The following is a 23421-nucleotide window of genomic DNA, read 5'->3' as shown; positions in this document are numbered from 1 at the left end:
CGTATCCATTAGGAAGAAAACCCCGCTGGCTCTCCCAATATTCCTTCTCTCAGCCCTTTGAGGTCCAGCCCATCGACGACAAACGCGCGGCGAACCAGATCCGGAGCGACAAATTCATCGTACTTCCCGAGGTACGGGGCTTCTTCCGGAGCGAGGAGCTGTTCTTCGCCGCACCGGGAGCATTCGGCCGCGATCTCCTGAATCAGCGTCCCGGCATCGCTGTTGCCGGCGACGACCATATAGTAAGGCTCCATCGGCACGATGGATCTCAGGGAGAGGCGATCCGCCAAGTGGTGCTTCAGCATCCGTTCCAGCGTGCGGAACTGCTTGCTGCCGACCCACGGCAGCACAAAGAGCGAATCGCCGCCGGCCGGAATGACGATATCGCGGAGCAGTCCGCTTTCTCTAGCCAGGCGCCGGGCTCGCTCCAAACGATTCACCGCCTGTGGCGACAAGTACGGATAAATCGTGGAATCGGCAAGCACTTCTCTCATTTTCCGCATCACTTTCGTGTGAATGTCGCCGCCCGATCCCAGCCACAGTGTGTCCACCTTGCCTTTGGCCGCCTTCACATACACAGCTTTGTGCTTGGTGTCCACCTCCACCACTTTCCACAGCTTCCCGGCCAAGGAGAAGCAATAACCGGGCGGCGGTACCGTCGTGATGGAGCCGATTTCCTCGGAGCCGTTATACACGACGTGGTCCTCGTCATCCTTAAACACCGCATAAAAACGGTAGTTATTCACGATCTTCTCCCCCGTCAGCCCGATGATGAGGGTCTGTTCTTCGGTCCATTGAATGTGGTCGGTCTGGATCAGGTAGCTGAGAAACACTTTGAACTCATCAGGTGTCACATGTTTAAACGAAGGAAGCGTAAGGACCGCACGCGCCAATTCGGCGGGTTCACATTCCCCTATGCTCTTCAGCATGCTCATTGTCTGGTGGTACAGCGTCCCGACAGGCATCCGGCGGATATCATGAGGCTCCACCCATTTATAGTGCACATAGAGTTCAATGACCGCGATGGCTCGAAGCAGGGTCCAGGGCATTCTGGCCGGAAGCGGTGCTTCTTCATCTACTTCCTCCTGTACGACAAACAGCATTTCCGAAGCGGAGTCGCCCCTGCGTCCGGACCGGCCAAGCCGCTGGACGAAGCTGGAGGCGCTGTACGGCGCGCCGAGCTGTACCACCCGCTCCAGCTCTCCCAGGTCAATGCCCAGCTCCAGCGTCAGCGTTGCCGCCGCCACGGCCGGACCCGGCCCGATCTTCAGCGCGCTCTCGGCTTCCTCCCGCAGCATGGCTGAAATGCTGCCGTGATGCACATAAAAGACGTCCGGCTGGCTGCGTCTGGCCGCGACTCTGCGCATTTCCAGCGTCGTCAGCTCGGCATCGGACCGGCTGTTCGTGAAAATCAGCGCTTTCTTCAGGTGCGTCGTCTCGTAAATATACTCGTAGTACGCTTTGCGTGCATTTTGCAGCTGCTCCGCCTGCTCCTCGTCCCTCGCATCGGGAAACGAAAAATGGTCGACCCGAAGCCGCAGCTTGCGGCCGCCCGGCGATGTGACCACGGATACTTGCTCGGGACTACCCGCACCGAGCCAGGCGGTCGCCGAATCGTAGTCGCTCAAAGTGGCGGACAAGCCCACTCGTCTAGGACGGCAGCCCGCCATCCGCTCTAACCTGGTGATCTGGCTCAGCACTTGAATCCCCCGGTCTGCACCCATAAACGCATGGACCTCATCAATAATGATGTACCTGAGGTCCTGAAATAGCGCCGGGATCGCATTCGGACGGTTCATCAGCAGCCCTTCCAGCGACTCGGGGGTAATTTGCAGAATGCCCGAAGGATTTCGCATCAGCTTCGTTTTCTCCGCCTGAGATACGTCGCCGTGCCAGTGCCATACCGGGATCCGCGATTCGATCAGCAGGTCCTTCATCCGCTCAAACTGGTCGTTAATGAGCGCCTTGAGTGGTCCAATGTACAAAATCCCCACAGATTTCGCCGGCCGCTCGTGCAACTCGGACATGGCCGGAAAGAAGGCGGCCTCCGTCTTGCCGGAAGCCGTACCGGCCGCGATCAGCAGATGATTGCGCGTATCGAAGCAGATGTTGAGCGCTTCGACCTGTGCCGGACGAAGCGTCTCCCACCTTTTTTTGTAAATATACTCCTGAATGAAAGGGGCCAGCTTGTAAAACGGATTACCGCTCATAGCTCGAACTCCGCCAAAAAGTCGCTGACTTCGTCCGGATCGGCATCCGCCGGCTTCACGCTGCGCTCCCCGACCAGCTGTTCAAAGGTAATTCCCGGATTCTGATGCAGGGTATGAAGCAGATCCATATAATCGCGGATCACTTCGCGCGGGGTCAGCAGCTGATCCGCTCCGAGCCGGTCGGTCGCATTTTCCATAAACGTAATAATTTCTCCGCTGCCTACACCAGGCTCATATCCATAATGCATGGCATGAATCCGCGTCAGCTTTTCCAGCAGGATGAAAATTTCTTCACTCGACAGCATCTCCAGCTTAATGATCGGTCCGGAGTAATTGGCAAAGCCGCTTCCCGCATACCGGCCTTCGATCAGACGGGAGCGCAGCGCTTCGTAGCTGAAGAGTCCCCTGCGCTCATCTTCCACAAACTGGGGCGTTCCCCCGATAAAGATGCCGAGATGCTCGGCTTTCCCCTGCATCGTATCATTGAACATCGTCAGAAGCTTCTCATAGTTGCTCTGCCGGGAAACGCTGTTTGTAATTTTGTACAAATTGACCGCTTCGTCGATGAAGAGCAGCAGTCCTTTATATCCGATTTTTGCCGTAAACTCCGCCCACAGCTTCATGTAATCGTACCAGTTGTCGTCATCGATGATCACGCCCACCTCAAGCTCGCGCCTCGCTTCCGTCTTCGTCGGAATTTCACCCCGAAGCCAGCGCAGTGCTGCCTGCTTACGGTCGTCGTCTCCCAGCTTATATCCGTTCCAGTAGACGGACAGTACCTTGGCGAAATCAAATCCGTGCACCAGGCTCTGCATCTGCGAAGTCACCGTGAAAATCCGCTGCTCCACCTCTTCATGGAGTCCAGCGTCATTCGGACGGAGTCCCTTCTCCTGCATCGCGGACTGCTGCAGGCCGGCGATCCATTTCTGGAGGATAGCCTCCAAAGCTCCCCCGTCCGGCCGCGTGCGGGTAGATAAATGGGACATCAGCTCTCGGTACGTGGCCAATCCCTGGCCTTTCGTTCCCACCAGCCGCCGTTCTGGAGACAAATCGGCATCCGCCACGACAAAGTCACGGTCCATGGCATAATTGCGGAAGGTCTGGAGCAGAAAGCTTTTTCCGCTGCCGTAACGGCCGGTAATAAATTTGAAGCCCGTTCCTCCTTCGGCGATGTTGTCCATATCCCTTAGAATGGCGTCCACTTCGGCCCGGCGTCCCACGGCGACATGCTCCAGCCCTACGCGGGGCACGACGCCCGCCGTCAATGAATTCACGAGCGCAGTGGTCAGCCTTTTGGGTATCTTCTCTTCATTCATTCGTTTCATCCTTTCAAGTTCTCAAAGCAATCCATATATTCCTGGGCGATTCGGTCCCCGTCAATGACCAGGTCGCCGATCGTCTCCATGGCCAAGTCATTAATCTCATCGATGATCAAACCGGGCATCGTCCCGTGACGGTCAGCCACTTGGTTTAAGTCCGCATTCGGAGTCGATCCTGTCAAAACACGCAGCGCCTCCAGCTGGTATGGTGCCAGCATCTCCGCAAAGCGGACCCATTCCTCATCCAGCCCGGAGGTGTCCCAAGCTGCCGAGTCGGCATTCGTCGCTTCGACGGATTCTGAGGGCCCCGAATCAGTACTTGCTGCATGATTATCGTCTGCCAGAAGTTCCGGACTGTGATCCGTTTCCGTTATGGGGGCAGGTTCCTGATCGGAGCTTACATCTGTAACCAATACTTGGCCAGACCCCAACTCCAACCGGGGATCCGTCTCCGGAACGCTTGCAGGTTCCCTAGACTCTTCAGAATGAAGAGCAACGACAGGATGGATGGTCAATCCTTCACCAGACGGATCCGAATAGACGGCGCTCGACTTATTTGCAGGGGCAACCGTTTCCTCGTCTTTCTCCTCTGTCGTGCCCGGTTCTTCAACGGTGAGCATGCTACGGACATATTCGGTGTCCTTCTGCAGTGAAGCGAGCTTGTCCGAATCGATCACAATCGCCGGTCTGTCCTCCTGGCGGCCGGTCAGCTCACGCTTCAGATAAAGCTCCACTAGACGCTCGACCGATGGTGCGATTTCTACACCTCTTAGACGTCCCTTAAATCCGCGGTGTTCCCGCAGCTTGTTTTCCGTGTACCGGATAATTTGCGTCACCCAGCTCCGCAGTGGAGCATGGTTGCGGATCGGAATGGTGGTCACCGGAAGTAGACGTCCATACAAACGGGCATCGTACACCGCTCTGTGGAACAAATACCTTTCAGTCGTTTTTGGCGGAATATCCGGTGCAAACAATTCCTTCCATTGATCGTTTTCCTTTTCGCGCAAATAACCGGCAGCCAGCGATACGATCCGCGGAATATGATAATCTAAATCCTCTTGGCCCGCTTCCACATAAAACCTGCTGTCCTGAACATCATAATCGCTTAAAATAAGCAGCAATTCCATCGGAATCTGCAGCGGTTTGTCTTGGAACAAACGAACGAGCTCCAAATCCATCAGCTCATGGGACAGCAAGCTTCCCGCCTTTTGCGTAATATGAACCAACGGAATATCAAGCTTGTGAATAAGCACAAAGTCGGCGGTCCATTCCTTTAAATAATGATCCAGCCTGGGAAACTTGTCCCGGTAAGCCGTCCAAATCTCATCCAGCAGCCTGTATCCTTCCCTGGGATCGGTCCAGCCGACTTGATGAATCAGCTCATAAACGTATATGAAGACATAGGACAGATCCGTCTGATGATAACGACCCTGCCGCACTTCGCTCCTCCAGTAAAAATACCATTTCCGCTGAGCCTCGGTCATCTGCTGATAAGTCGCCCAATAGCTCATAAATGGAACAAATGGGGCCGGATCGCCAGCTTCATCCGCTCTTCCAAGCGCTTCCTCAGCAAAGGCCTGCTCCCGGCTCTCCATACTAAACGTTATGGATTTCGACGGAGTGATGGCCGCTGGATCCCGGACGGGAATGCGCATGCCTTCACCGGCATCTCCGCCCAGGTCGATTTCCGTAAATTTAATGGGTCCTCTATCGTTATTGTTCAAGTATATCCATCCCTAACCGGTGATTTCCAAACTAAATCCGAACCAGTCTATCTAGATTTGCAAGACTAACATCATGAATTAAAAATATTATATCATGGCAGCCCCGAAACTTTATGGAATTTCAATTTCATTGTATGTGTTGATTATAGAACGCACGTTCGCCGGTTTCAAGGCCGGAATCGAAACGCACGCAAGCCGGCGCCAAAATTTCTGGCGCCGGCTTGCGGCAGGCAGGAAGGCTTAACCGCCGCTTTCCCCCTCTTTTTAGACATGCTATTTTTGCGCGATGAGCGTGTACATCATTTTCGCTGTTTCTGCGCGGGTGACTTGACCCTGCGGATCGAACTTGCCGCCGCCTTTACCGTTCATCAGACCGAATTGACCGGCTTCTGTAACAGCCTGCTTCGCCCATCCGGATACGTTTTGCATATCGGCAAAGCTGCTGGATGCAGCCGATTCGCCGTTCCAGTTCACCGCTTTGGCCAGCTTCACCACGATGGACGCAGCTTCCTCGCGGCTGATCGGATCCTGAGGTCTGAATTTGCCGCCGCTTCCTTGGATGAGTCCGAGTTTTGCTGCCTCAGCCACCGCGCCGGCGTAATAGCTGTCCGCCGGGACATCCGTAAAGGCCGAACTTCCCGAAGCTTGCGAAGTGGTGCCCATCATTCGCATCGCCAGTGTGAGGAAATCCGCACGGCTGACGTTCAGCTTAGGCCCGAATCGGCCCTCGTCGATTCCGTTAACCAGATATTTGGCCGCCAGCTTGCCGATGTATTCGTCCGCCCAGGAGCCATTCACATCCGCAAATTGTTTATGATACTCAAGCACAGCGAACGGAGCAAGGTGATCTGCCGTAAAGCTGACCGTTCCACCGCTGAAATGCCCGCCAAGATATTTAGGCTGGCCGCTGCCCAGCTCATAAACCCCAGCGTAATCGGTATCCAGGTTTTGCAGCTGCTCAGGGGTTAGCTTACCCTCAACCGTCACGGGGCCGCTCAGATTCTGGATCTCGGATTCCGCCTGACCATTGACCTTGACCAGCTTAACTGTGTATACCGGTCCGGCAAGACTATAGTCGGATCGGGATCCCATGGCATCTCGTACAGCTTGGCTGGCTGTACTGTTCATCGTCGCATCCATACGCAGTACCAGCTGCTGTGCATCGGTCAGCGAGCCCGGCCAAGATGCCGCAGGCACCGTAACCGTCATGTCAGGTCCGGAAACGATCAGCGACAAACCGTTTTGTTTGGCTTTGGCCACGCTGGCTGCAGGCAGGGACAAGGAAGCCGCCTGTTGTCCTTGGCCGTTCGCTCCGTCAAGCGTGATGACGATTTTGCCATTCGTACTTTCGGTCATTGCTTGGTCCAATGCCTTCACATCGGCTTGATAGCTTCCGTTCGTGCCCGGCTTCAGCACCACGGTTCCCTTATTGCCGCCTGTTCCCGGATTAGAAGGTGTTTCAGGGGAAGTGGCGTTTCCGTTGCCCGGTTGTGACGGCGTTGTTCCGCCGCCATTTCCGCCACCGTTGCCTCCACTGCCGCCCCCGTTGTTTCCACCGTTGTTTCCTCCGTTACCCCCGCCAGGGTTGCCGGAATTGTTTTTCCCGGTATAGAAGCCCCAAATATCGGAGAGCGTGCTGCCGCTGTGCGCGTCTTCCGCTTTTACATACCACTGCTTGTAGCTGTCCGCAGGCAGCCCGTTCCATAACGCAGATGCCTGGGACCCGCTGGCCACTTCACGGCTGCTTCCGATTTCGCTATCGGTGTACACTTTAACGCTGATGTAATCCGTCGCAACCTGCTTGGTTTTCGGCTGGAGATCCAGGTCCAGGTCAAACTCGTCTTTGCCCGGATTTTCCTGCGGATCATAGTAGTTATAATCGTTCAAATATGGCGAATACGTTTTGATGTGAAGCTTGTTGTTCTTCATATCGAACTGCATGAGACGGATGTAACCCAGCCCGCCCTCAGGCGCTCCCTGGTAATCGGCGAGCATCTGATAGACGTTGCGGTCTGGCACGCCGTCGCCGTTGTCATCAAGCTCATCCACTTTCAGCTCCGCGTCGTGATAATGCCCGGACAGCGCAGCGATGACATTCTTGTTCGGCTTCACGACTTTTTCGAAAATTTGGTCCGCAATCGGTGCGCGGTTATTCGATACGAGCATGTACTCATGCAGGCACAGGATCGCTTTGCGTTCCGGATACTTGGACACCACTTCTTTCATCCATTCGATTTCGTCGTCCCCGAGACCCCAACCCATGTAGACGATGATAAAGTCGTTTCCGTTCGAAGATACCAGGTCGTAATGACCGCGGTTGTTGTCATAGGAGCCGGCAAACGTCGAGTTGTTCTTGAACCGGTCTTCCCCAAAATACTCTTTGAACTTCGTATAATCGTTGTCCTGATGGCCCACGTCGTGGTTACCGGCCAGTACGCCGTAAGGAATGCCGGCATTCTCCAGCACCTTCATGTCCTTGTCGGCTTCGACCCACTGATACTCCTCATAGGACTTGTCGACGACGTCGCCCGTGTGAATGACGTATTGAATATTCATTTTTTCCTTCTGGGCAGCGATCCAGTTGACGATATCCTGATAAATTTTTGGATAGCTCTGCGAATAGTACTGGGTGTCGGACATCCAGACGAACGAGAAGTCGTAAGGATCTTCCTGCTCCGGCGAAGGCTTGGTGCCTGCGGCCGCACCCTCCGCCGCCGCGATTTCGTCCTGTACCATGACGTCGATCGCTCGGCCGGACGCATAATCTCCCGCCTTCACGGTTGCGTTCAGCTCAAAGTCTTCGGTTCCGGCGATCACATGATCAAGCTGGATCCATTTGCTCTGCGAAGGACTCCAGGCATACAGGCTGACCTTGCGGCCTTCGAGCGACTTTCCTTTCCAGTGGATATCCACGCGGTCCGTCGCTTTCACGGATGGGTCAAGCTTCACTTCGAATCGCTGGTAAGGGAACTTGTCTACCGACTCGTTCACCAAATATTTGCCGTCTTCCGCATTGATTTTGGCGTAATCTCCCGGATTCATTTGCGTTTCGCCTGTAGGAGCCATTTCCTTCGGAGGCTCGGTCACCGAAGCGTTCAAGTACCCTGTAAAGTCCTCCGTCCGGCTGCCGTCGTATTTATACCCCTTGTAAAAGAGCACATTCATCGGGTCCTGGCTCGGGTCCTGCACCATGACGGTCAGATTGGCGCTGCTTCCCACGTTCGTCTGCCCTTGCTGCGGGCTGACCAATTCCGGAGCCAGCGGATTCTCGTCCGGCACTATGAATTTTACGGTCCGTGTGGTTTCATTGCCCGCTTTGTCCACCGCATGTATGGTCAGCGAATGTTCTCCGCCTTTCAGCGATCCGGACGAAGTTTGATACGGAAGCTTGATGCTCTGATCGTCCAGCTTCACGTCAACCTTGTCCACACCCGCATAAGCGTCCTCGATTTCGGCATCCAGCGTAAACTCGCCGCGGTATTCCTTGCCGTTTTCGATCGATGGCTTGACCTCTGGAGGCGTATTATCCACGATGACGGCAGCCTTATATTCATCCGTTCCGTCCGACACTTTGATTTCGTGCGGGCCGTCTGCCGCTTCGAGCGTGTTCCAGGCGTAAGCCTTGGACTTTAGCTGGTCGGCAGTCAGGTTAAACTTGAACCCAACAGACTCGTTTTTCCCGGCGGAATCCCCCATTTTGATCACTTGATCCTTAACGCCATAGGCCGGATCCCAGATTTCGGTTCCGTCCGCCAGCACGAGCCTTACGTTCTTGATCTCAAAATCGTCCTTGTTCTCTTCCGGACGGTCGTCAAACGGGCCCGTTTTGGAACCGGCGCGAACATAAATGATATTGTCCTCGTCCGCCTTGAGGCGATCGGCGCTGATCGGGAACGAAAGCGTCGTATACGTAGTGATCGGGTCCAGGAACGTATACAGGATCGATTTGTCTCCGAGCTCTGCCGGTCCCATCGTCACTGCATTTTTGAAGTAGTAGTCGACATTGACCGCATCGAAAACAAAGTAAGCGTCATGCTCAAGCTGGGTGAACGTGTTTCCAACCGCAACCGGTTTGCCGTCAATGCTCAGCTGCAGTCTGTCCGATCCTAGGGATTCGGCCGTGCCTTTAATGGTGCTTGTCCCCTTAATGATCTGTTGGTCCTTCACGTTCAGCCGCAGTGGAGAAGAATCCGGTCCACCCGTAACGTCTACTTTGACCGGATCGGTTTTCGTTTCGTTTACGCCGTCCGACGCAGCAAAATAATATTCGATGTATTTTCGGCCGATCAATTCGGCAGAGGACAGCTTGTAGTGGTACATCGTATCGTTGAAGTCCTCGGACAGATTATGCAATGTATAATCGCTCTGCTTGTCGGAGCGCACGTACACCTGAACGGACCGGACTTCCTTGTCGTCCTGCGCATCGGCGATCAGCTCGAGGCTATTCGACTGTTCGATTTCCTTAACCTTCGTTACATCTTCGATCGTCGGAGGATTGTTGTCCTCTTCCTGATGGACCGGCTCGCTTGGAACTTGAGAGGCCGCTACCGATCCTGGCGATGCCGCTTGTGTCCCGGTGCTTGCCTTGATCATCGTCGTGCTGCCGTTCTGTGGGTAAGCATAATGCAGCCCCATATTTTCCTTGGTTTCGTCGCCTTTGGTGCCGTTCTCGTACAAGGTATCCGCGTCATAATAAGCCGCCGAAATTTCCTTGCCGGTATTCGTTTTAATGACAATCGCGCGGCGCCCGGAATTGGACATCCCGTCGCTCTGAATCATAAACAGGTTTTGGTTCTCTACCAGATTCGTTTTGTAGAAATCGTTGAATTGTTCCGCCGTGTATGACTGGTTGGCGCTGTTTTTGATCCAGAAAACGACCGTTCCCTTGGCAGGGATGAAAAAGTCCTCCTTCGTCGACGGCCATACGACATCACCGGCCGCCCCTTTATCCGGGTAGCGGTAATACAGCTTATAGTTTTTAAAAGATACCGGCTGGTCCGTATTGTTGTACACTTCAATCGTTTCATATGCGTCTGTCGACGTCCCTGACACGTTCGTAGTATTCGGGACAAGCTCCGTGACCAGCAGCGGAGGTGCCTTAGCCGGGTCAAATTCGGGCAGGTTCACCTTGGCGGAGTATGCTTTCTCCGTCTGGTTGGCTGCGATGCGGTAATCGATTTGGGACTCAACCAGCGCCGCGGCTGGAATGGTCGCCTTATAATCGCCCGTACCTTGAGCGTCCGCCATCGGGATCACCGTGTATCTCGCTTGGCCAGGCGTTTTGTAAAAGAGTTGAACAGGCGCCGGAGTGCCGTCACTGTTCTTGCCCGGATTCTCGACATGCGCCTGAACCTCGAGATCCTTCACTTCGACGGACGTTGGCGGCGTATGGGTGATGACCGTCTCGCTTCCTTCCGGCACCTCGACCGGAACGAGCTGTGCGGAGCCCACCGTTCCCGGTGTCGCCGGGACTTGTCCGGAAGCAGGCATCACCGCCATTTGCACGCTGCCTTCCGCCGGGTGCTGAAACAGGATTCCCTGATTCATCTTGACGTGCTGGGCCTCATAAGATGCCGTCACAATGATGCTGCCTGTGCTATCCTTAATAGACAGTGTTCTGGCACTGCCATTGGCCATGCCACCGCCGCCGTTGATCCGGAACAGGTTCTGTCCTTCCACCAGTCTCGTTCCGTAATTTTCGTTAAACGCTTCCTCGGTCTCGGCTTTGTTGCTGTCGTTCATAATCCAGAATACTGCCGGGCTGTGCGCAGGAATGATCATATCCTCGCCGCTGACCGGCGTCCAGTTGTCTTTATTATTGTAAAAGAAAGAATAGTCCTTGAAATTGATGTTCTGGTCCGTGTTGTTATAAACTTCGACATATTCGTAAGCATCTGCTGAAACACCAGCCACGTTGGCTGTATCCGGAACCATCTCGGTAATCAGCAGCGGAAGCCCGGCCGCGGAAACATTCGCTACCGTATCCTGCCCGGTGCCTGATTCTGTTTCACTGCCCTTAATAGGCGCGCTATAAGCGATTGTCTGCAGCACCTTGGACTGCTCGTCCAGCAGTGTTATCGAATAATTCAGAATCGTGCCCTTTAGCGCTTCTGCTGGAATGATTGCGTTGTATGTATCCTGCTTGCCCTCGACCTGTACCAACGGTACCGATGCTTCGGCGTTCCCGTCCACCGCATAATTCACGACACCTGACCAACCAGCCGCGGCTGTTCCTGTGATGACTGAGCTCACCGTCAAATCCTGATCGGCCGAAACTTCAGCAGGTGCCTGATGAGCGATCTGCAGCGTATTTTGCGTTTCCTGACCCTCCTGCGGAGTCTCCGTGTTTGTACTGTTGTCTGCTGCGGGGGCGGTGGGATCGTTCACCGGCTCCGCCGTAACGACAGGTGCCGTTTGACCGTTCAGGCCGTCTGCATAGCTGACGGGTGCTGCTGCGCTGATCAGCATACTGCCAAGCATCACGGCGGACACGCTGCGCTGCAGCTTACTAGTCCTCTTCAATGGGTAAGTCTCTCCTTCACTCATGAAATGTTGTCTGCATCCTGATGTATGCATACTTCAGTGTAGTGAGTTTTTATTTACGCCATGTCATTGGAATGTAAAGGGATCATTAATCTCATTAAATTTGCAGTCGGGTAAAGCGATGAAGGCATATTTTTTACACTTGAGCAGCAAAAAAAGGACTACAGCAAAAGCCTGCAGTCCTTGTCATGTCATGCAACAGCAAACGAAATGAATGATAAACATTCATCCGCCTTGATAAGTTGGATTCAACGGGTTATGCCTGCACCGCAGGGCCCGCCTCCATCACTTCCCGGATCAGCACCTTGCTGCCCTTCTTGGCGCTTTCCAGCGCAGCCAGCACCATGGCCATGCTGTAGATGTTGTCGCTGCAGTCCGTTTCCGGCTTGCGCCCCGCTTCAAGCGCCGCGAACATTTCGTCCAGGCAGCCGTGATGAAACGTGTTGCGCATGGAATCAAGCACGCCGGGCACGCGCGTATATTCGCGGATAAACTTGCCGTCCTGATCCCCTTCGGCTACGACTTCAGCAAAAAGTTCGCCGTGCCCGTCCCAAACAGCCGTCCCCTTTTCTCCGGTGACACGCCAGGATGCTTCCCAGGATGTCGGCATCCCCTCGGCGCACCAGGAGCCGCGGTAGTTGAACACCGTGCCGTCGGACATCTCAAAGATACAGATCGCCATGGCATTCCCCTCATACCAGGATCCCGGAGGATTAAACTCGTGACAGTATACCGAGACCGGGTTCGCTCCCGTAATGAGGCGGGCCTGATCAAACGTATGGATTGCCATGTCCAGGAGCAGCGGGCTGGCCATCGCTTCCCGGAAGCCGCCGAAATGGGCGCCGATAAAGAAGTCTGCCCCGATAAATCCCGTCCGTCCGATCGTTCCCTCGGCAATCAGCTTGCGGAAGGCCCGGATGCGCGGGTCGTAACGACGATTCTGCATCACGGCATGCGTGCGCCCGGTCCGCGCCGATCTCCTGACAATGTCGAGACAGTCCCCCATCGTTTCAGCCAGCGGCTTCTCTGCAAATACGTCGCAGCCCAGCTCCAGGGCCGTCGCGCTCACACCATGATGGCTTGAAGGTATGGTCACGTCAAAAACGAGATTGGCTCCCGTTGCCTGAATCGCTTCCTTGACATCTGTAAATACCGGGCAGTTCAGCGACTTGCGCTCAGCCATCGCCAGCGCCGCTTCCTTTTTAATATCCACCAATCCGACGATCTCGGTATCTTCCCGCCCGGCCGCGTAATCGACCCAGGTATTCGCCATGCCGCCGCAGCCTGCGACGACGACTTTGTACTTCGCAGTCATCCGCTTGTCCTCCTACACCGGATTCGGGATGAAATCCCCGCCCCGGCACCGTTTTAAATAATTCAATGCGTGAACCTGGCCTGTCATCTCCAGTTCGCCCCTGTAAACCGGGTCATGCCAGCCTTCGATGTCGATCGTTCCCTGATATCCGTTCTGCCGCAAAATGGTGATGATGTCCGCCCAGTTGCTGTCGCCGAATCCCGGCGTCCGGTGCCAGACGAACGGCTGATTGCCGTGAACGCCGTGCTCTCTGACGACATCCCATGCGATCGTGGCGTCTTTTCCATGCACATGGAACACTTTCGGGGCCCATTTGCGAAGCTGCGGGATCGGATCGATCAGGCTGACCATTTGATGGCACGGCTCCCATTCCAGTCCGAGATTGTCCGCCGGCACAGCATTGAACATCATTTCCCACGCAGCCGGACCATGGGCGATATTCCAGTCCCCGGTTTTCCAGGTGCCGTCCATGTCGCAGTTCTCAAACGCCAGTTTGACGCCTTGGCCTGCCGCCCGCCGCGCCAGCTCTCCAAATACCTCTGCAAATTTCGGGATGGATTCGTCAATGGGACGTCCCGTCAAACGGCCCGTGAAACCGGATACAATTTCAGTGCCGAACAAATGGGCATGATCGATCAGCCGCTCCCATGTCGCCAGCGTATCTTCATTGTTGCCTTCTCCAGTTAAAGGATTGCCGAACACACTGATGGCCGAAATGACAAAATCATGTTCATCCGCCAGCTCTCTCACTCGTGCAGCAAGCTCCTTCAGATCGGTGCCCCCCGAGGTTTGCCAAAAAGTCAGATTAAACGATTCAAAGCCGTGCTTGACGATCTGCGGGATCACCCGGACTGCGTCAGAGCCGCCGACCAGCGTTCCGATACGCATGATATTGGTATCCAATATTGTGATCACTCCTATATTGACATATAGTATTCGTAACATCACCATTATAGCGGGGAGAACCGCCGTTTTCTCTAACCGATCTTGTGGAATACTAGTCTGATTTTGAGGGGGTGTGGAAATGACCTATCCCAGGGACCTATGGGAGGATACCGCGCTGGAAAATACCGCTTATCCGTTTCAGCTTTTTCAAAACCGCTGCCTTGCCGCTCGCGCCGGCCACTGTATACTGTACCTGCACTGGCACGAGCATTTTGAGCTGCTTGTCATGAAGCGCGGCAGCGCCGTGTTCCATATCGACAGCCGCCCGTATGCTGCAGCTGAAGGGGATGTCCTCATCATTCCCGGCGGGAGCCTTCACGTAGGCTACTCCCTCGCCGAAGGCGACGTCCATTATGACTGCATTGTCGTCAATGCTTCCCTGTTTAATGACTGGCTGCATGATCCTATACATATTCAATACGTCGCCCCCTATCTGGAAGGCAGGCTTCGGTTCCCGGTAAAAATAAGCTGTTATGAAGAAGGGCATCCCGGTCATTTGGCCCACTTGGAGGAGATCATCCGGGAACTAAGCTCCAAGCCTCCGGCTTACCAGCTGACCGTGAAATCCAGACTGCATCTCTTCTTGACGCTGTTGGCCAGGGAGAATAATCCGAGCATGCTCGAAGCAGAGGCACATAACGCTTATTTTCCCAACCGGGAGAGGTTTAAACAGCTGATCCGGCATATCGAATCGAACTTTTCGGATAAAATGACCATTGAGCAGGCGGCCAGGCAGGTCAGCCTGAATCCGTACTATTTCTGCAAGCTGTTCAAGCGGCTGACGGGCCGCACTTTTGTTGAATACGTTAACATTTGCAGAGTTAAGGAAGCCCGGCGGCTCCTGACCGAAACCAACGAATCCGTGACGGAAATCGCTTCGCGTGTAGGGCTTGACAATCCGAATTATTTTACGAAGCTCTATAAAAAGTACATGGGGACGACACCAACCAGGGAAAGAAAAAGCTGAATAGGATTGGCCCCGGTGCCAAAACTTCACTTGGTCCAAAGAAAACAGGTGCGATCTGTTTGCAGATTTACGTAATGAAGATTATGTAAACATCAGGGCAATAACACAGGGTTGTTCGCACAGACTCCCTTGTTATACGTAGCCAACTTTTCTTCGGACTTCCATTTTCAGCTGCCGTACAAATGCAAAGGGCCTAGCTGATAGCTAAGCCCTTTGAGAGATTAATAGATAAATGCCTTGGTGATAATGACCAGGAGAATAAACAGAACGAGAATGGCAGCTACGCTGTTCCCCCACATTCCGCCGCCGTATCCAGCACCAGCTACTTCACTCATGTGCGAGTCCCTCCTTCGTATCGGAATACATCACATTCTATGATTTGATCCTGGGAGAGGAGCGGGCTAAGAGGAAGGTTCCCGCCAATATGTGCGGTTGTAATGCAGGGCAATTTATCCCTTAACCTGGATAGGCTCCAGCGGCGCCCTGTTGCCGTAGACCGGGGCCGCCGCCCCGCTGGGGACAGCCCACTGCACGGCGTTTGTGATGACCCGCTGAATTTCCTCGTTATGATAAGTCGGATAGGTTTCATGACCCGGACGGAAGTAGAAAATTTTGCCCCGGCCACGATAGAATACAGCTCCGCTGCGGAATACTTCCCCGCCCTCAAACCAGGACACGAACACCAGCTCATCGGGCGCCGGGATGTTAAAGTGCTCCCCATACATCTCCTCTTTCGGCAGCTCGATATACTCGCCGAGCCCGGCGGCAATGGGATGAGCCGGGTTAATGACCCAGATCCGTTCCTTGTCGTCCGCTTCGCGCCATTTCAGCTGCCCGGTCGGCGTTCCGAGCAGCCGCCCGAATATTTTGGAGGCATGGCCGGAGTGAAGCACGATGAGACCCATCCCGTCCATGACCCGGCGGTACACATTGTCCACGACCGAATCCTGGACTTCATGGTGGGCAAGGTGACCCCACCAGACAAGCACATCCGTCTCCGCTAGTACCTCATCGGTCAATCCGTGCTCCGGTTCATCCAGCGTCGCCGTTGCAACGGTCAATCCGGCCTTCTCCAGAAATCCGGCGATCGTGCCATGGATGCCATCCGGATAAATCTCGCGGACGGCGGCATGCCGCTGCTCATGACGAAACTCATTCCAGACCGTAACTTTCATAATGTTCAGCACTCCTTCGAAAAGCCGATACCGACGGTCTGGATGCGTCCGGCGCGCTATTTTACGCTGTTATAACGCTCATAGGCATCCGTACGGATCGTCACCAGCCGTTCCAGACCCATCTCATTCAGCTTTTTAATGTAAGCGTCCCACTGCTCGTCGATACCGCCCTTTGTAATCCACTGTGCGCGGGTCGTCCGCACATACGTATCGATATCGGTCGTGAGCGTTGGCAGCTCCTGAAATTCCTCAGCGGTATACATGACATTCGGGAACGGGGTCGTAACGTAATCCTTGCCCAGCTTGTCGATGGTCAGCTTGAGGCCGTCCCCGTTGCTCGGGTCGAGGATAATATTTTTCTCAAAGCTCGGGCTCACGTATTTCGGGCCAAAATCACGAACGGAGGACTCCCAATACCACGCATCCGCACTGGTCCCTGCCGGCGGATTCATCAGGGCATAGGTGCCGTCGTCGTTCTTCTTAATGACGGTGTCGATGGCGCCCCAGAAGTTTTGGATGCTGGCTTCGTTCGTATAGAACTGGTCTGCCCAGCGCGCTGCCGCTTCCGGATATTTGCAAGTCGTGGTGATCAGCAGCTCGTTACGCCGGTAGCTGAGCCCGTTTGGATCGCCGACTTGATAACGCTTACCGTCCGGTCCGGATATCGTCGGAATGGTGACATATTCGTCCTTCCATTTGCCGAACACCGCATCCGGCGTCCATTGATGGGTGAAGCCGACCAGCGAAACGTCCGGATTTTGCTGCTTGGCTGTCAGCATAGTGTTGTCCTGGGTAAACAGCTCCTGGTCGATCAGTCCTTCCGAGAACAGCTGATGCGCCCACTTGATCGCTTCCTTGTATTCTTCGGACGTCGGATAATACACCGGTTTGCCGTCTTTGATCATCATGCCGGTACCGTTCAGGTCCGTAATGCCGAATGGATTGAGCAGGTCCATGCTGATGTCGCCGGATCCGCTGTACGGAATTTCGTCCTTTTTACCGTTTCCGTTCGGATCGTTTTCTTTAAAAGCCTTCAGCACTTGATGCAGCTCATCAATCGTCCCGGGAACCTGAAGCCCAAGGCGGTCCAGCCAGGCTTTGTTGATGACCGGCTGATTCTGCGTCACCGGACGGGACGGCAGCCTTGCGGGCAGGGAGTACATTTTTCCGTCCGGGAAAGTGCTGAGCTTCTTCAGCTCCGGCGATTCCTCCATGGCCGCTTTCAAATTCGGCATGTACTTGTCAATATAATCGTCCAGCGGCTGGAAGAGGCTGAGATTATTCACGATGTCCGAGTCAGAGAAAGCGATGTCCCCAAAGACAATATCCGGCAGCGTGCCGCTGGCCAGCATGATCGATTTCTGCTCACCCCAATCGTTGGAAGACATGACCTGCCAGTTGATCTTGATATTTGTTTCTTTTTCCAAATTTTGCAGCCAGGTGTTCTTCGTGAATGTGTCGCCCATATTTCCCCACCGGACGGTCAGCACGTTCAGCGTAATCGGCTCCTTCACGATGGGAAGGCCTGTTTGATTGAAGCTGTCGCTGCTTTCGGCCGTTTTGCCGCCGGAGTCGCCACCGCTGCACGCCGTCATACCGACCAGCAGCGTGGACACCAGCCCCAAGGTAACCAACAGTTTACCGGCTCTTTTTTTGCCCATTCCAGAAATCCCCCTAATATTTATTAAATGGCCTTGCCGTTTATTCCTTGACCGCTCCGATCATCACCCCTTGGTTGAAGTACTTTTGCACGAACGGGTACAGGCACATAATCGGGAGGGTCGATACGATAATGACCGAATACCGCATCATGTTCGCCAGCCGCAGCGCGATATTGGCCGCTTCCCCGCTGCCGAGGCTCGACTGCATTTGATTCGTGATCAGGATGTTTCTCAGAATTAACTGCAGCGGATACAAATTGGGATTTTTCAAATAAATCAAAGCATTAAAATAGGAGTTCCAGTAGCCGACGGCGATCCACAAAGCGAGCACGGAGATGACCGCCTTGGACAGCGGCAGCACGACCAGGACATAATAGCGCAAGTTGCCGCACCCGTCGATCTGGGCCGCCTCCCACAGGTCCCCCGGAATGCTGGTCTGGAAAAAGGTCCGCGCTACGATGATGTCGTAAACGACGACCGAAAATGGCAGCACCATTACCAGGAAAGTATTGTACATGTGAAAATCCCGGATAGTCAGGAACGTCGGAATCAAGCCGCCGCTAAAAAACATCGTGAAAATAAAAAACAGGGAAATCGCCTTACGGCCGACCAGGTCTTTACGGGACAATGCATAAGCGGCCGATACGTTCACGATCAGACCGACCGCTGTGCCGACAACCGTGTAGAGAATGGTATTGCGGTATCCGATCCAAATGTTCTCATGCTTCAGCAGCTCTTTGTAGCCGTCGAGCGTAAAGCCTCGCGGAAACAGCCATACCTGGCCGTTGCCCACGGCCGAGGGGTCGCTGAAGGAGGCGATGACGATAAAATACAGCGGATAGATGAGGACGATCAGCAGCAGCACCGCGACGATGTAGAGCAAAACTTCCAGAACGCGGTCGGATGACCGGCCGCCGGCCCTTCCGGTGGCAGTGCTTGCCGCCTGCATGGCTTCCACGGTGTTATTCCCTCCCTTACCACAGACTGTTGCTGCTGAGCTTTTTGGAAATCTGGTTTACCAGGATCAGCAACACAAAGTTGATCAGCGTATTAAACAGGTTGATGGCCGATGAGAAGCTGTACTGGCTGCTGAGCAGACCGATTTTGTACACGTACGTGGAAATGACTTCGCTGGATGAGATGTTCAAGTTGTTCTGCATCAGATACACCTTCTCAAAGCCGACGCCCAGCAGCCCGCCCATCCGCAAAATAAACAGGGTGACGGCCGTCGGGATCAGCATCGGAATATCGATGTAACGGATTTTCTGCCAGCGGCTTGCCCCGTCTACGGTTGCCGCTTCATAGAGGCTCGGATCTACGGCTGACAGCGCCGCAATGTAGATAATGCTGTCCCATCCCGCATGCTGCCACACATCCGACCAGACATACACGCTGCTGAACATCCCGGCCGATCCCATGATATTGGGTGCCTCCGCACCGAACAGCCGGTAGATGCTGCCGATCAGGCCGCTTCCTGGAGACAGCAGGATCAGCATCAGGCCGACCATGACGACGGTAGAGATAAAATGAGGCATGTACGTCACGGTTTGAAAAAACCGTTTAAACCGGTTCGCCCGCATCTGATTGACCATCAAGGCCAATACGATCGGGATCGGGAAGGTCACGATGCTGTACAGGCTGATGATCAGCGTATTTTTGATCGTGACGTTAAATTGGTAGGAATGAAAAAATTTCTCGAAATACTTCATCCCTGCCCAGGGACTTCCCATAATGCCCAGCGCCGGACTGTAATCCTTGAACGCGATGAGGACGCCGTACATCGGCTTGTAGGAGAACAGCAGCAGCAGTATCGCCGCCGGCAGCAGCAGCACGTACAGCCCCCAATTCCTTTCGATTCTTCCCCAGGTTCGCCGGAAGCCGGATGACTCTGATTTCAACGCAGGTCCCCCCTCTCTCCTTTCTTTCGGAACAAGACTCATTATAAATGGACTTGAGGAGCTTAATCGGACCTCTTGCCGCCGTTATCCGGACTCCCGGGTACGGAAAAGTCTGTCCGCGCAGCCACGCCAACCGTCCGATCCGGACGTAAGGATGTCACTTTCCGGACTTTTGGAGCAGATGCGCAGTATTTCGCATTTTGTTACAGGTCGGGGTTATATATAATGAAAAATAAAGCGCATTCATAAGAGGAGGCGTCAGAACAGAATTTTCATGCGGCTAATCATCCACCGTACCGGCAAACCTTATCCGGTCAAACATTATGTCAACATGCTGATTGTCATTTTATTTACGGCGCTGGTCCTCGATTTTTTGATCAGCTATGCTTCGATCTCCATCGTCAAGCAGCAGTCCGGGCGGAGTCTGCGGGACACAGCAGATCTGTACATCAACCGGATCAACCATGATTTCGCCTACATCAATCACTACATGGGCTGGTCGCTGGCCAATGACCAAATCATCGAGACGATGGATGAGAACGCTTCAGATTCGGCCGAATTTCTAAAGTCCAACACCCAGCTTCATCAGCGATTTACCGAGCTGCAGAGAAATTACGGCCAGGCATATCAATTTTTCATCTATCTGAAAAACAAAGATTTTTTCCTGAACTGCGCTCCCCTAAGCATCGGGTATCCCGATTATTTGGAACTGAAACGGCAGATCATTTCCTACGCCGAGGACAAAGATGTATACGACAAGTTTTATTCCCGCTGGACGCCGGTCCTTGTCCGGAATAAATACTATATTGTCAATATCGTCCCTTATCATGACCGCTATTTGATCTGCCTGATCTCTGCAGACGAACTGATCCGTCCGCTGCAGAGCATCGACATGGGGAAGAACGGCACCGTCTCTCTTGTTGATGAACAGGGGATCAATATTTCCACACCGATCCGCGTGGACGAGACCCAGGCGCTGGATACCGCCAAGCCTTCTCCCTTCGGCCTCGCCCACTCCCGGGCCGCCGTGACCAGCCGGTTCTCCGACGCCTCATTCAGCGTTCAAATGATCGCCAGGTACGGCACGTTCGAAAAAATTATGATCGCCCAGCTGGTCATCATTCTTCTGGCGCTGATGATCGCGATCGTCCTCTGCATCGTCATGCTCTATTTCAACAAACGGGTGCTGCGGCCGATCCAAAGCTTCTCGGATACGCTCGCCCGGTGGAACGAGGAGACCGCCGCATTGGATTTTAAAAACAGCAAGATTATCGAACTGGAGCAGGCCAGCCAGCAATTCAAGCATCTGATCGGGCAAATCCGCAGATTCAAGATCGATATGTATGAGCAGGAGCTGGAAAAGCAGCGGATCCAGCTGGATTACATGAAGCTGCAGATCAACCCGCACTTTTTTCTCAACTGTCTGACGAGCATGTACAGCATGGCCCAAATGCAAATGTATGGCGAAATCGAGCGAATGGCCATGTCGACGACCCAATACTTTCGCTACATCTTTCAGAACGGGCACAACTTCGTGCGGCTGCAGGATGAAATCGAACATGTCCGCATTTATCTCGACATCCAGCGTCACCGGTACAGGAACGCCTTCGCCTATCATATTTCCCAAAATGCAAAAACCGGAGATATCCGCATTCCCCCGCTCGTGCTGCAGACCTTCATTGAAAATGCCGTAAAATATGCCGTATCACGCGTCACCGAGGCGAACATTACGTTATCGGTCAGCAGGGAAAAGCCGGATGATCTTGCCAAAATCACGATCTCGGATTCGGGACCGGGCTTTCCTCCGGACGTTTTAGAACAGCTCAAGCATGGTGAGCCGCTGAACGCGGAGAATGGCAACCGGATCGGTATGATGAACACGATACAGCGCCTTGAGCTGCTCTACAAGGGTCAAGCGAGCGTCTCCTTTTCTAACCGCCAGGGAGGCGGAGCGGAAGTAACCATCATCATCCCCGTATCCCCGCCGGAAGCCATTGATTAAGGAGGAATCGCATGAACGTTTTACTGGTGGATGACGATTATTTTGTCGTAACGGCGCTCGAAAGCAAAATCGACTGGCAAGCACTCTCCATTGAGCTAATCTACACGGCTTATAACGTTTCCCAGGCGAAGGAAATTTTGCAGCAGCACGCCGTAGACATTCTCATATGCGATATTGAAATGCCGCAGGGCAGCGGCCTGGAGCTGCTGGCCTGGATCCGGGAGGAGCGCTACCGGGTTCAGACGATATTCCTGACGAATTACGCGGACTTCAACTACGCCCAGAAAGCGATCGAATTGCAGAGCTTCGACTATTTCCTCAAACCGATCGAGTTTGACAAATTAGCCCTCATTATCCGCAAAGCGGCAAACAAAGCGAGCGAGGAACGGTCGATTGAGGAGGCTGCGCGCGAGGGGCTGCTGTGGAAAAAAAACCAGAACCGCCTGCTGGAGCTGTTCTGGCGCAAACTGATCACGGGCAAAAGCTTTCCCTCGGAACCCCGGGCCATTCAGCGTGTTATGGAGGAACAGCATTTGCCTTACCAGCTGTCCGATCGGTTTACGCCCCTGATCATCAAGGTGTTTCCTCATGACGGGAGTCTTGGCAAAAACGACAAGGACCTGTTTGATTACGCCCTGCTCAACGTGCTGAACGAACTGCTGCGGAGTCCCTTGTACAAGGTCGAAACGGTGTTGGAATACACAGAGAACCACTGGGTAGTCATTTTACAATGGAGCGCCGAACCTTCTACCGGTCAGATTGAAGACACATGCGCCTCCCTCATCCCCAAAGCTAACCGATTCCTGAAGTGCGACGTATACTGTCATTTGGGGCTTACTGAGAGCTTGGCCGCGGTGCATCCCATGATCCGACAGCTGATTCATCTCAATGAAGAAATGATCAACATCCGTAATCAAGTCTTCCGTATCGATCAACGGCCGGTGGACGAAGCGGCTTATATCCCGCCCGATCTGGAGCTGCTGGAAAGACTGCTGAGCGATGGTGACGCATCCGCATTTTGTGCGGAGATAAGCCGGTATCTGCATGAATTGACCGGGCGGCAGGCGCTGAATGTGTCCGCACTGCGGCAGTTCCGGCTTGATTTGATGCAGATGATTTACTCTTTTCTGAAGCAGCGGGAAATCCAGGCCCATAAGCTGTATTCCGGGAGTACCACCGATCAATTGTTTCAGCAGTCGCTCCAATCGATTGAAGATATGGAGCAGTATATCGCCTATCTGGTCGATACTGCTCTGGCGTACCGGACGTTTGCGGAAAAGCCCAACTCGGTCGTGGAGGAAATCAAGCTGTACATCAGCAAGCATATCGGGGAAGATCTGACGCGGAACAGCCTTGCCGAAACCGTCTATCTCAATCCGGATTATTTGGCGCGGTTGTTTAAAAAGGAAACGGGTGTGCCGTTAGGCAATTACATTATCGAAACCCGAATTCAGATGGCAAAGCATTGGCTCGCCACATCGCAAATGCCTGTTCATATGATCGCCGGAAAGGTTGGCTACGCCAACGATTCGTACTTTTCCAGGCTGTTCAAGCAGGAATGCGGCTTGACTCCTTACGAATTTAGGCACAAGCAGCAAAAAGACCGCCTGGGGTAGGCGGTCTTATCAACAGCATGCACTCGGCTGTTTCCTTCTGTCAGAT

General features: G+C 53.9%; 14 protein-coding genes. 3 read left to right on the top strand and 11 right to left on the bottom strand.

The window, feature by feature from the left end; translation table 11 throughout:
* Positions 1 to 8: 8 nt before the first annotated feature.
* From MKY74_RS18360 to MKY74_RS18335, 6 genes are all read right to left on the bottom strand, one after another.
* Positions 9 to 2210, bottom strand: coding sequence for a DEAD/DEAH box helicase (locus MKY74_RS18360; protein ID WP_076166830.1), 2202 nt, complete (start codon positions 2208 to 2210; stop codon positions 9 to 11).
* Entirely contained in the window at positions 2207 to 3526 is a 1320-nt protein-coding gene (locus MKY74_RS18355; RefSeq protein ID WP_076166834.1) for an ATP-binding protein, read from the bottom strand. The genes MKY74_RS18360 and MKY74_RS18355 overlap by 4 nt, the downstream gene beginning before the upstream one ends.
* Positions 3527 to 3531: 5 nt before the next feature.
* Positions 3532 to 5253, bottom strand: coding sequence for a TerB N-terminal domain-containing protein (locus MKY74_RS18350; RefSeq protein ID WP_076166838.1), 1722 nt, complete (start codon positions 5251 to 5253; stop codon positions 3532 to 3534).
* Between the two features lie 273 nt (positions 5254 to 5526).
* Entirely contained in the window at positions 5527 to 11775 is a 6249-nt protein-coding gene (locus MKY74_RS18345) for an S-layer homology domain-containing protein (RefSeq protein ID WP_076166841.1), read from the bottom strand.
* A 277-nt stretch (positions 11776 to 12052) separates the two neighbouring features.
* A complete protein-coding gene (locus tag MKY74_RS18340; RefSeq protein WP_076166845.1) occupies positions 12053 to 13111 on the bottom strand; it encodes a Gfo/Idh/MocA family protein in 1059 nt (352 codons plus the stop codon).
* Positions 13112 to 13123: 12 nt separating this feature from the next.
* Positions 13124 to 13999, bottom strand: a complete 876-nt coding sequence (locus tag MKY74_RS18335; RefSeq protein ID WP_084203837.1) for a sugar phosphate isomerase/epimerase family protein — start codon at positions 13997 to 13999, stop codon at positions 13124 to 13126.
* 136 nt (positions 14000 to 14135) lie between these two features.
* Here MKY74_RS18335 and MKY74_RS18330 point away from each other — a divergent pair, with 136 nt between their 5' ends.
* A complete protein-coding gene (locus MKY74_RS18330; RefSeq protein WP_076166850.1) occupies positions 14136 to 15023 on the top strand; it encodes a helix-turn-helix transcriptional regulator in 888 nt (295 codons plus the stop codon).
* Positions 15024 to 15244: 221 nt separating this feature from the next.
* Here MKY74_RS18330 and yjcZ read toward each other — a convergent pair whose 3' ends face one another.
* From yjcZ to MKY74_RS18305, 5 genes are all read right to left on the bottom strand, one after another.
* The gene (gene yjcZ / locus MKY74_RS18325; RefSeq protein ID WP_084203718.1) at positions 15245 to 15358 is read right to left on the bottom strand and encodes a sporulation protein YjcZ; all 114 of its coding nucleotides are present in this window, start codon (positions 15356 to 15358) and stop codon (positions 15245 to 15247) included.
* A 114-nt stretch (positions 15359 to 15472) separates the two neighbouring features.
* The gene (locus MKY74_RS18320) at positions 15473 to 16201 is read right to left on the bottom strand and encodes a ThuA domain-containing protein (protein WP_076169383.1); all 729 of its coding nucleotides are present in this window, start codon (positions 16199 to 16201) and stop codon (positions 15473 to 15475) included.
* 53 nt (positions 16202 to 16254) lie between these two features.
* Entirely contained in the window at positions 16255 to 17859 is a 1605-nt protein-coding gene (locus MKY74_RS18315; protein WP_076166853.1) for an extracellular solute-binding protein, read from the bottom strand.
* 40 nt (positions 17860 to 17899) lie between these two features.
* Complete coding sequence (locus MKY74_RS18310) at positions 17900 to 18808, bottom strand: carbohydrate ABC transporter permease (RefSeq protein WP_076169386.1); 909 nt, start codon at positions 18806 to 18808, stop codon at positions 17900 to 17902.
* A gap of 25 nt (positions 18809 to 18833) precedes the next feature.
* Entirely contained in the window at positions 18834 to 19799 is a 966-nt protein-coding gene (locus MKY74_RS18305) for an ABC transporter permease (protein ID WP_076166856.1), read from the bottom strand.
* A gap of 232 nt (positions 19800 to 20031) precedes the next feature.
* Here MKY74_RS18305 and MKY74_RS18300 point away from each other — a divergent pair, with 232 nt between their 5' ends.
* Entirely contained in the window at positions 20032 to 21759 is a 1728-nt protein-coding gene (locus MKY74_RS18300) for a sensor histidine kinase (RefSeq protein ID WP_076166859.1), read from the top strand.
* 11 nt (positions 21760 to 21770) lie between these two features.
* Positions 21771 to 23375 carry a response regulator gene (locus MKY74_RS18295; RefSeq protein WP_076166862.1) on the top strand — a complete coding sequence of 535 codons (1605 nt, stop codon included), beginning with the start codon at positions 21771 to 21773 and terminating at the stop codon, positions 23373 to 23375.
* Positions 23376 to 23421 lie beyond the last annotated feature (46 nt).

The sequence above is a fragment of the Paenibacillus sp. FSL R5-0378 genome, from assembly GCF_038009285.1.
GTDB classification, from domain to species: Bacteria; Bacillota; Bacilli; order Paenibacillales; family Paenibacillaceae; genus Paenibacillus_AQ; species Paenibacillus_AQ favisporus.
This window is presented reverse-complemented; position numbering and strand designations above follow the sequence as displayed.

What these genes read in the sequence shown, in the direction of transcription:
- MKY74_RS18360 (WP_076166830.1), bottom strand. Translation starts at nt 2,210, where the DNA reads ATGAGCGGTAATCCGTTTTACAAGCTGGCCCCTTTCATTCAGGAGTAT.
- MKY74_RS18355 (WP_076166834.1), bottom strand. Translation starts at nt 3,526, where the DNA reads ATGAATGAAGAGAAGATACCCAAAAGGCTGACCACTGCGCTCGTGAAT.
- MKY74_RS18340 (WP_076166845.1), bottom strand. Translation starts at nt 13,111, where the DNA reads ATGACTGCGAAGTACAAAGTCGTCGTCGCAGGCTGCGGCGGCATGGCG.
- MKY74_RS18335 (WP_084203837.1), bottom strand. Translation starts at nt 13,999, where the DNA reads ATGCGTATCGGAACGCTGGTCGGCGGCTCTGACGCAGTCCGGGTGATC.
- MKY74_RS18330 (WP_076166850.1), top strand. Translation starts at nt 14,136, where the DNA reads ATGACCTATCCCAGGGACCTATGGGAGGATACCGCGCTGGAAAATACC.
- yjcZ (WP_084203718.1), bottom strand. Translation starts at nt 15,358, where the DNA reads ATGAGTGAAGTAGCTGGTGCTGGATACGGCGGCGGAATGTGGGGGAAC.
- MKY74_RS18315 (WP_076166853.1), bottom strand. Translation starts at nt 17,859, where the DNA reads ATGGGCAAAAAAAGAGCCGGTAAACTGTTGGTTACCTTGGGGCTGGTG.
- MKY74_RS18310 (WP_076169386.1), bottom strand. Translation starts at nt 18,808, where the DNA reads ATGCAGGCGGCAAGCACTGCCACCGGAAGGGCCGGCGGCCGGTCATCC.
- MKY74_RS18305 (WP_076166856.1), bottom strand. Translation starts at nt 19,799, where the DNA reads ATGAGTCTTGTTCCGAAAGAAAGGAGAGAGGGGGGACCTGCGTTGAAA.
- MKY74_RS18300 (WP_076166859.1), top strand. Translation starts at nt 20,032, where the DNA reads ATGCGGCTAATCATCCACCGTACCGGCAAACCTTATCCGGTCAAACAT.
- MKY74_RS18295 (WP_076166862.1), top strand. Translation starts at nt 21,771, where the DNA reads ATGAACGTTTTACTGGTGGATGACGATTATTTTGTCGTAACGGCGCTC.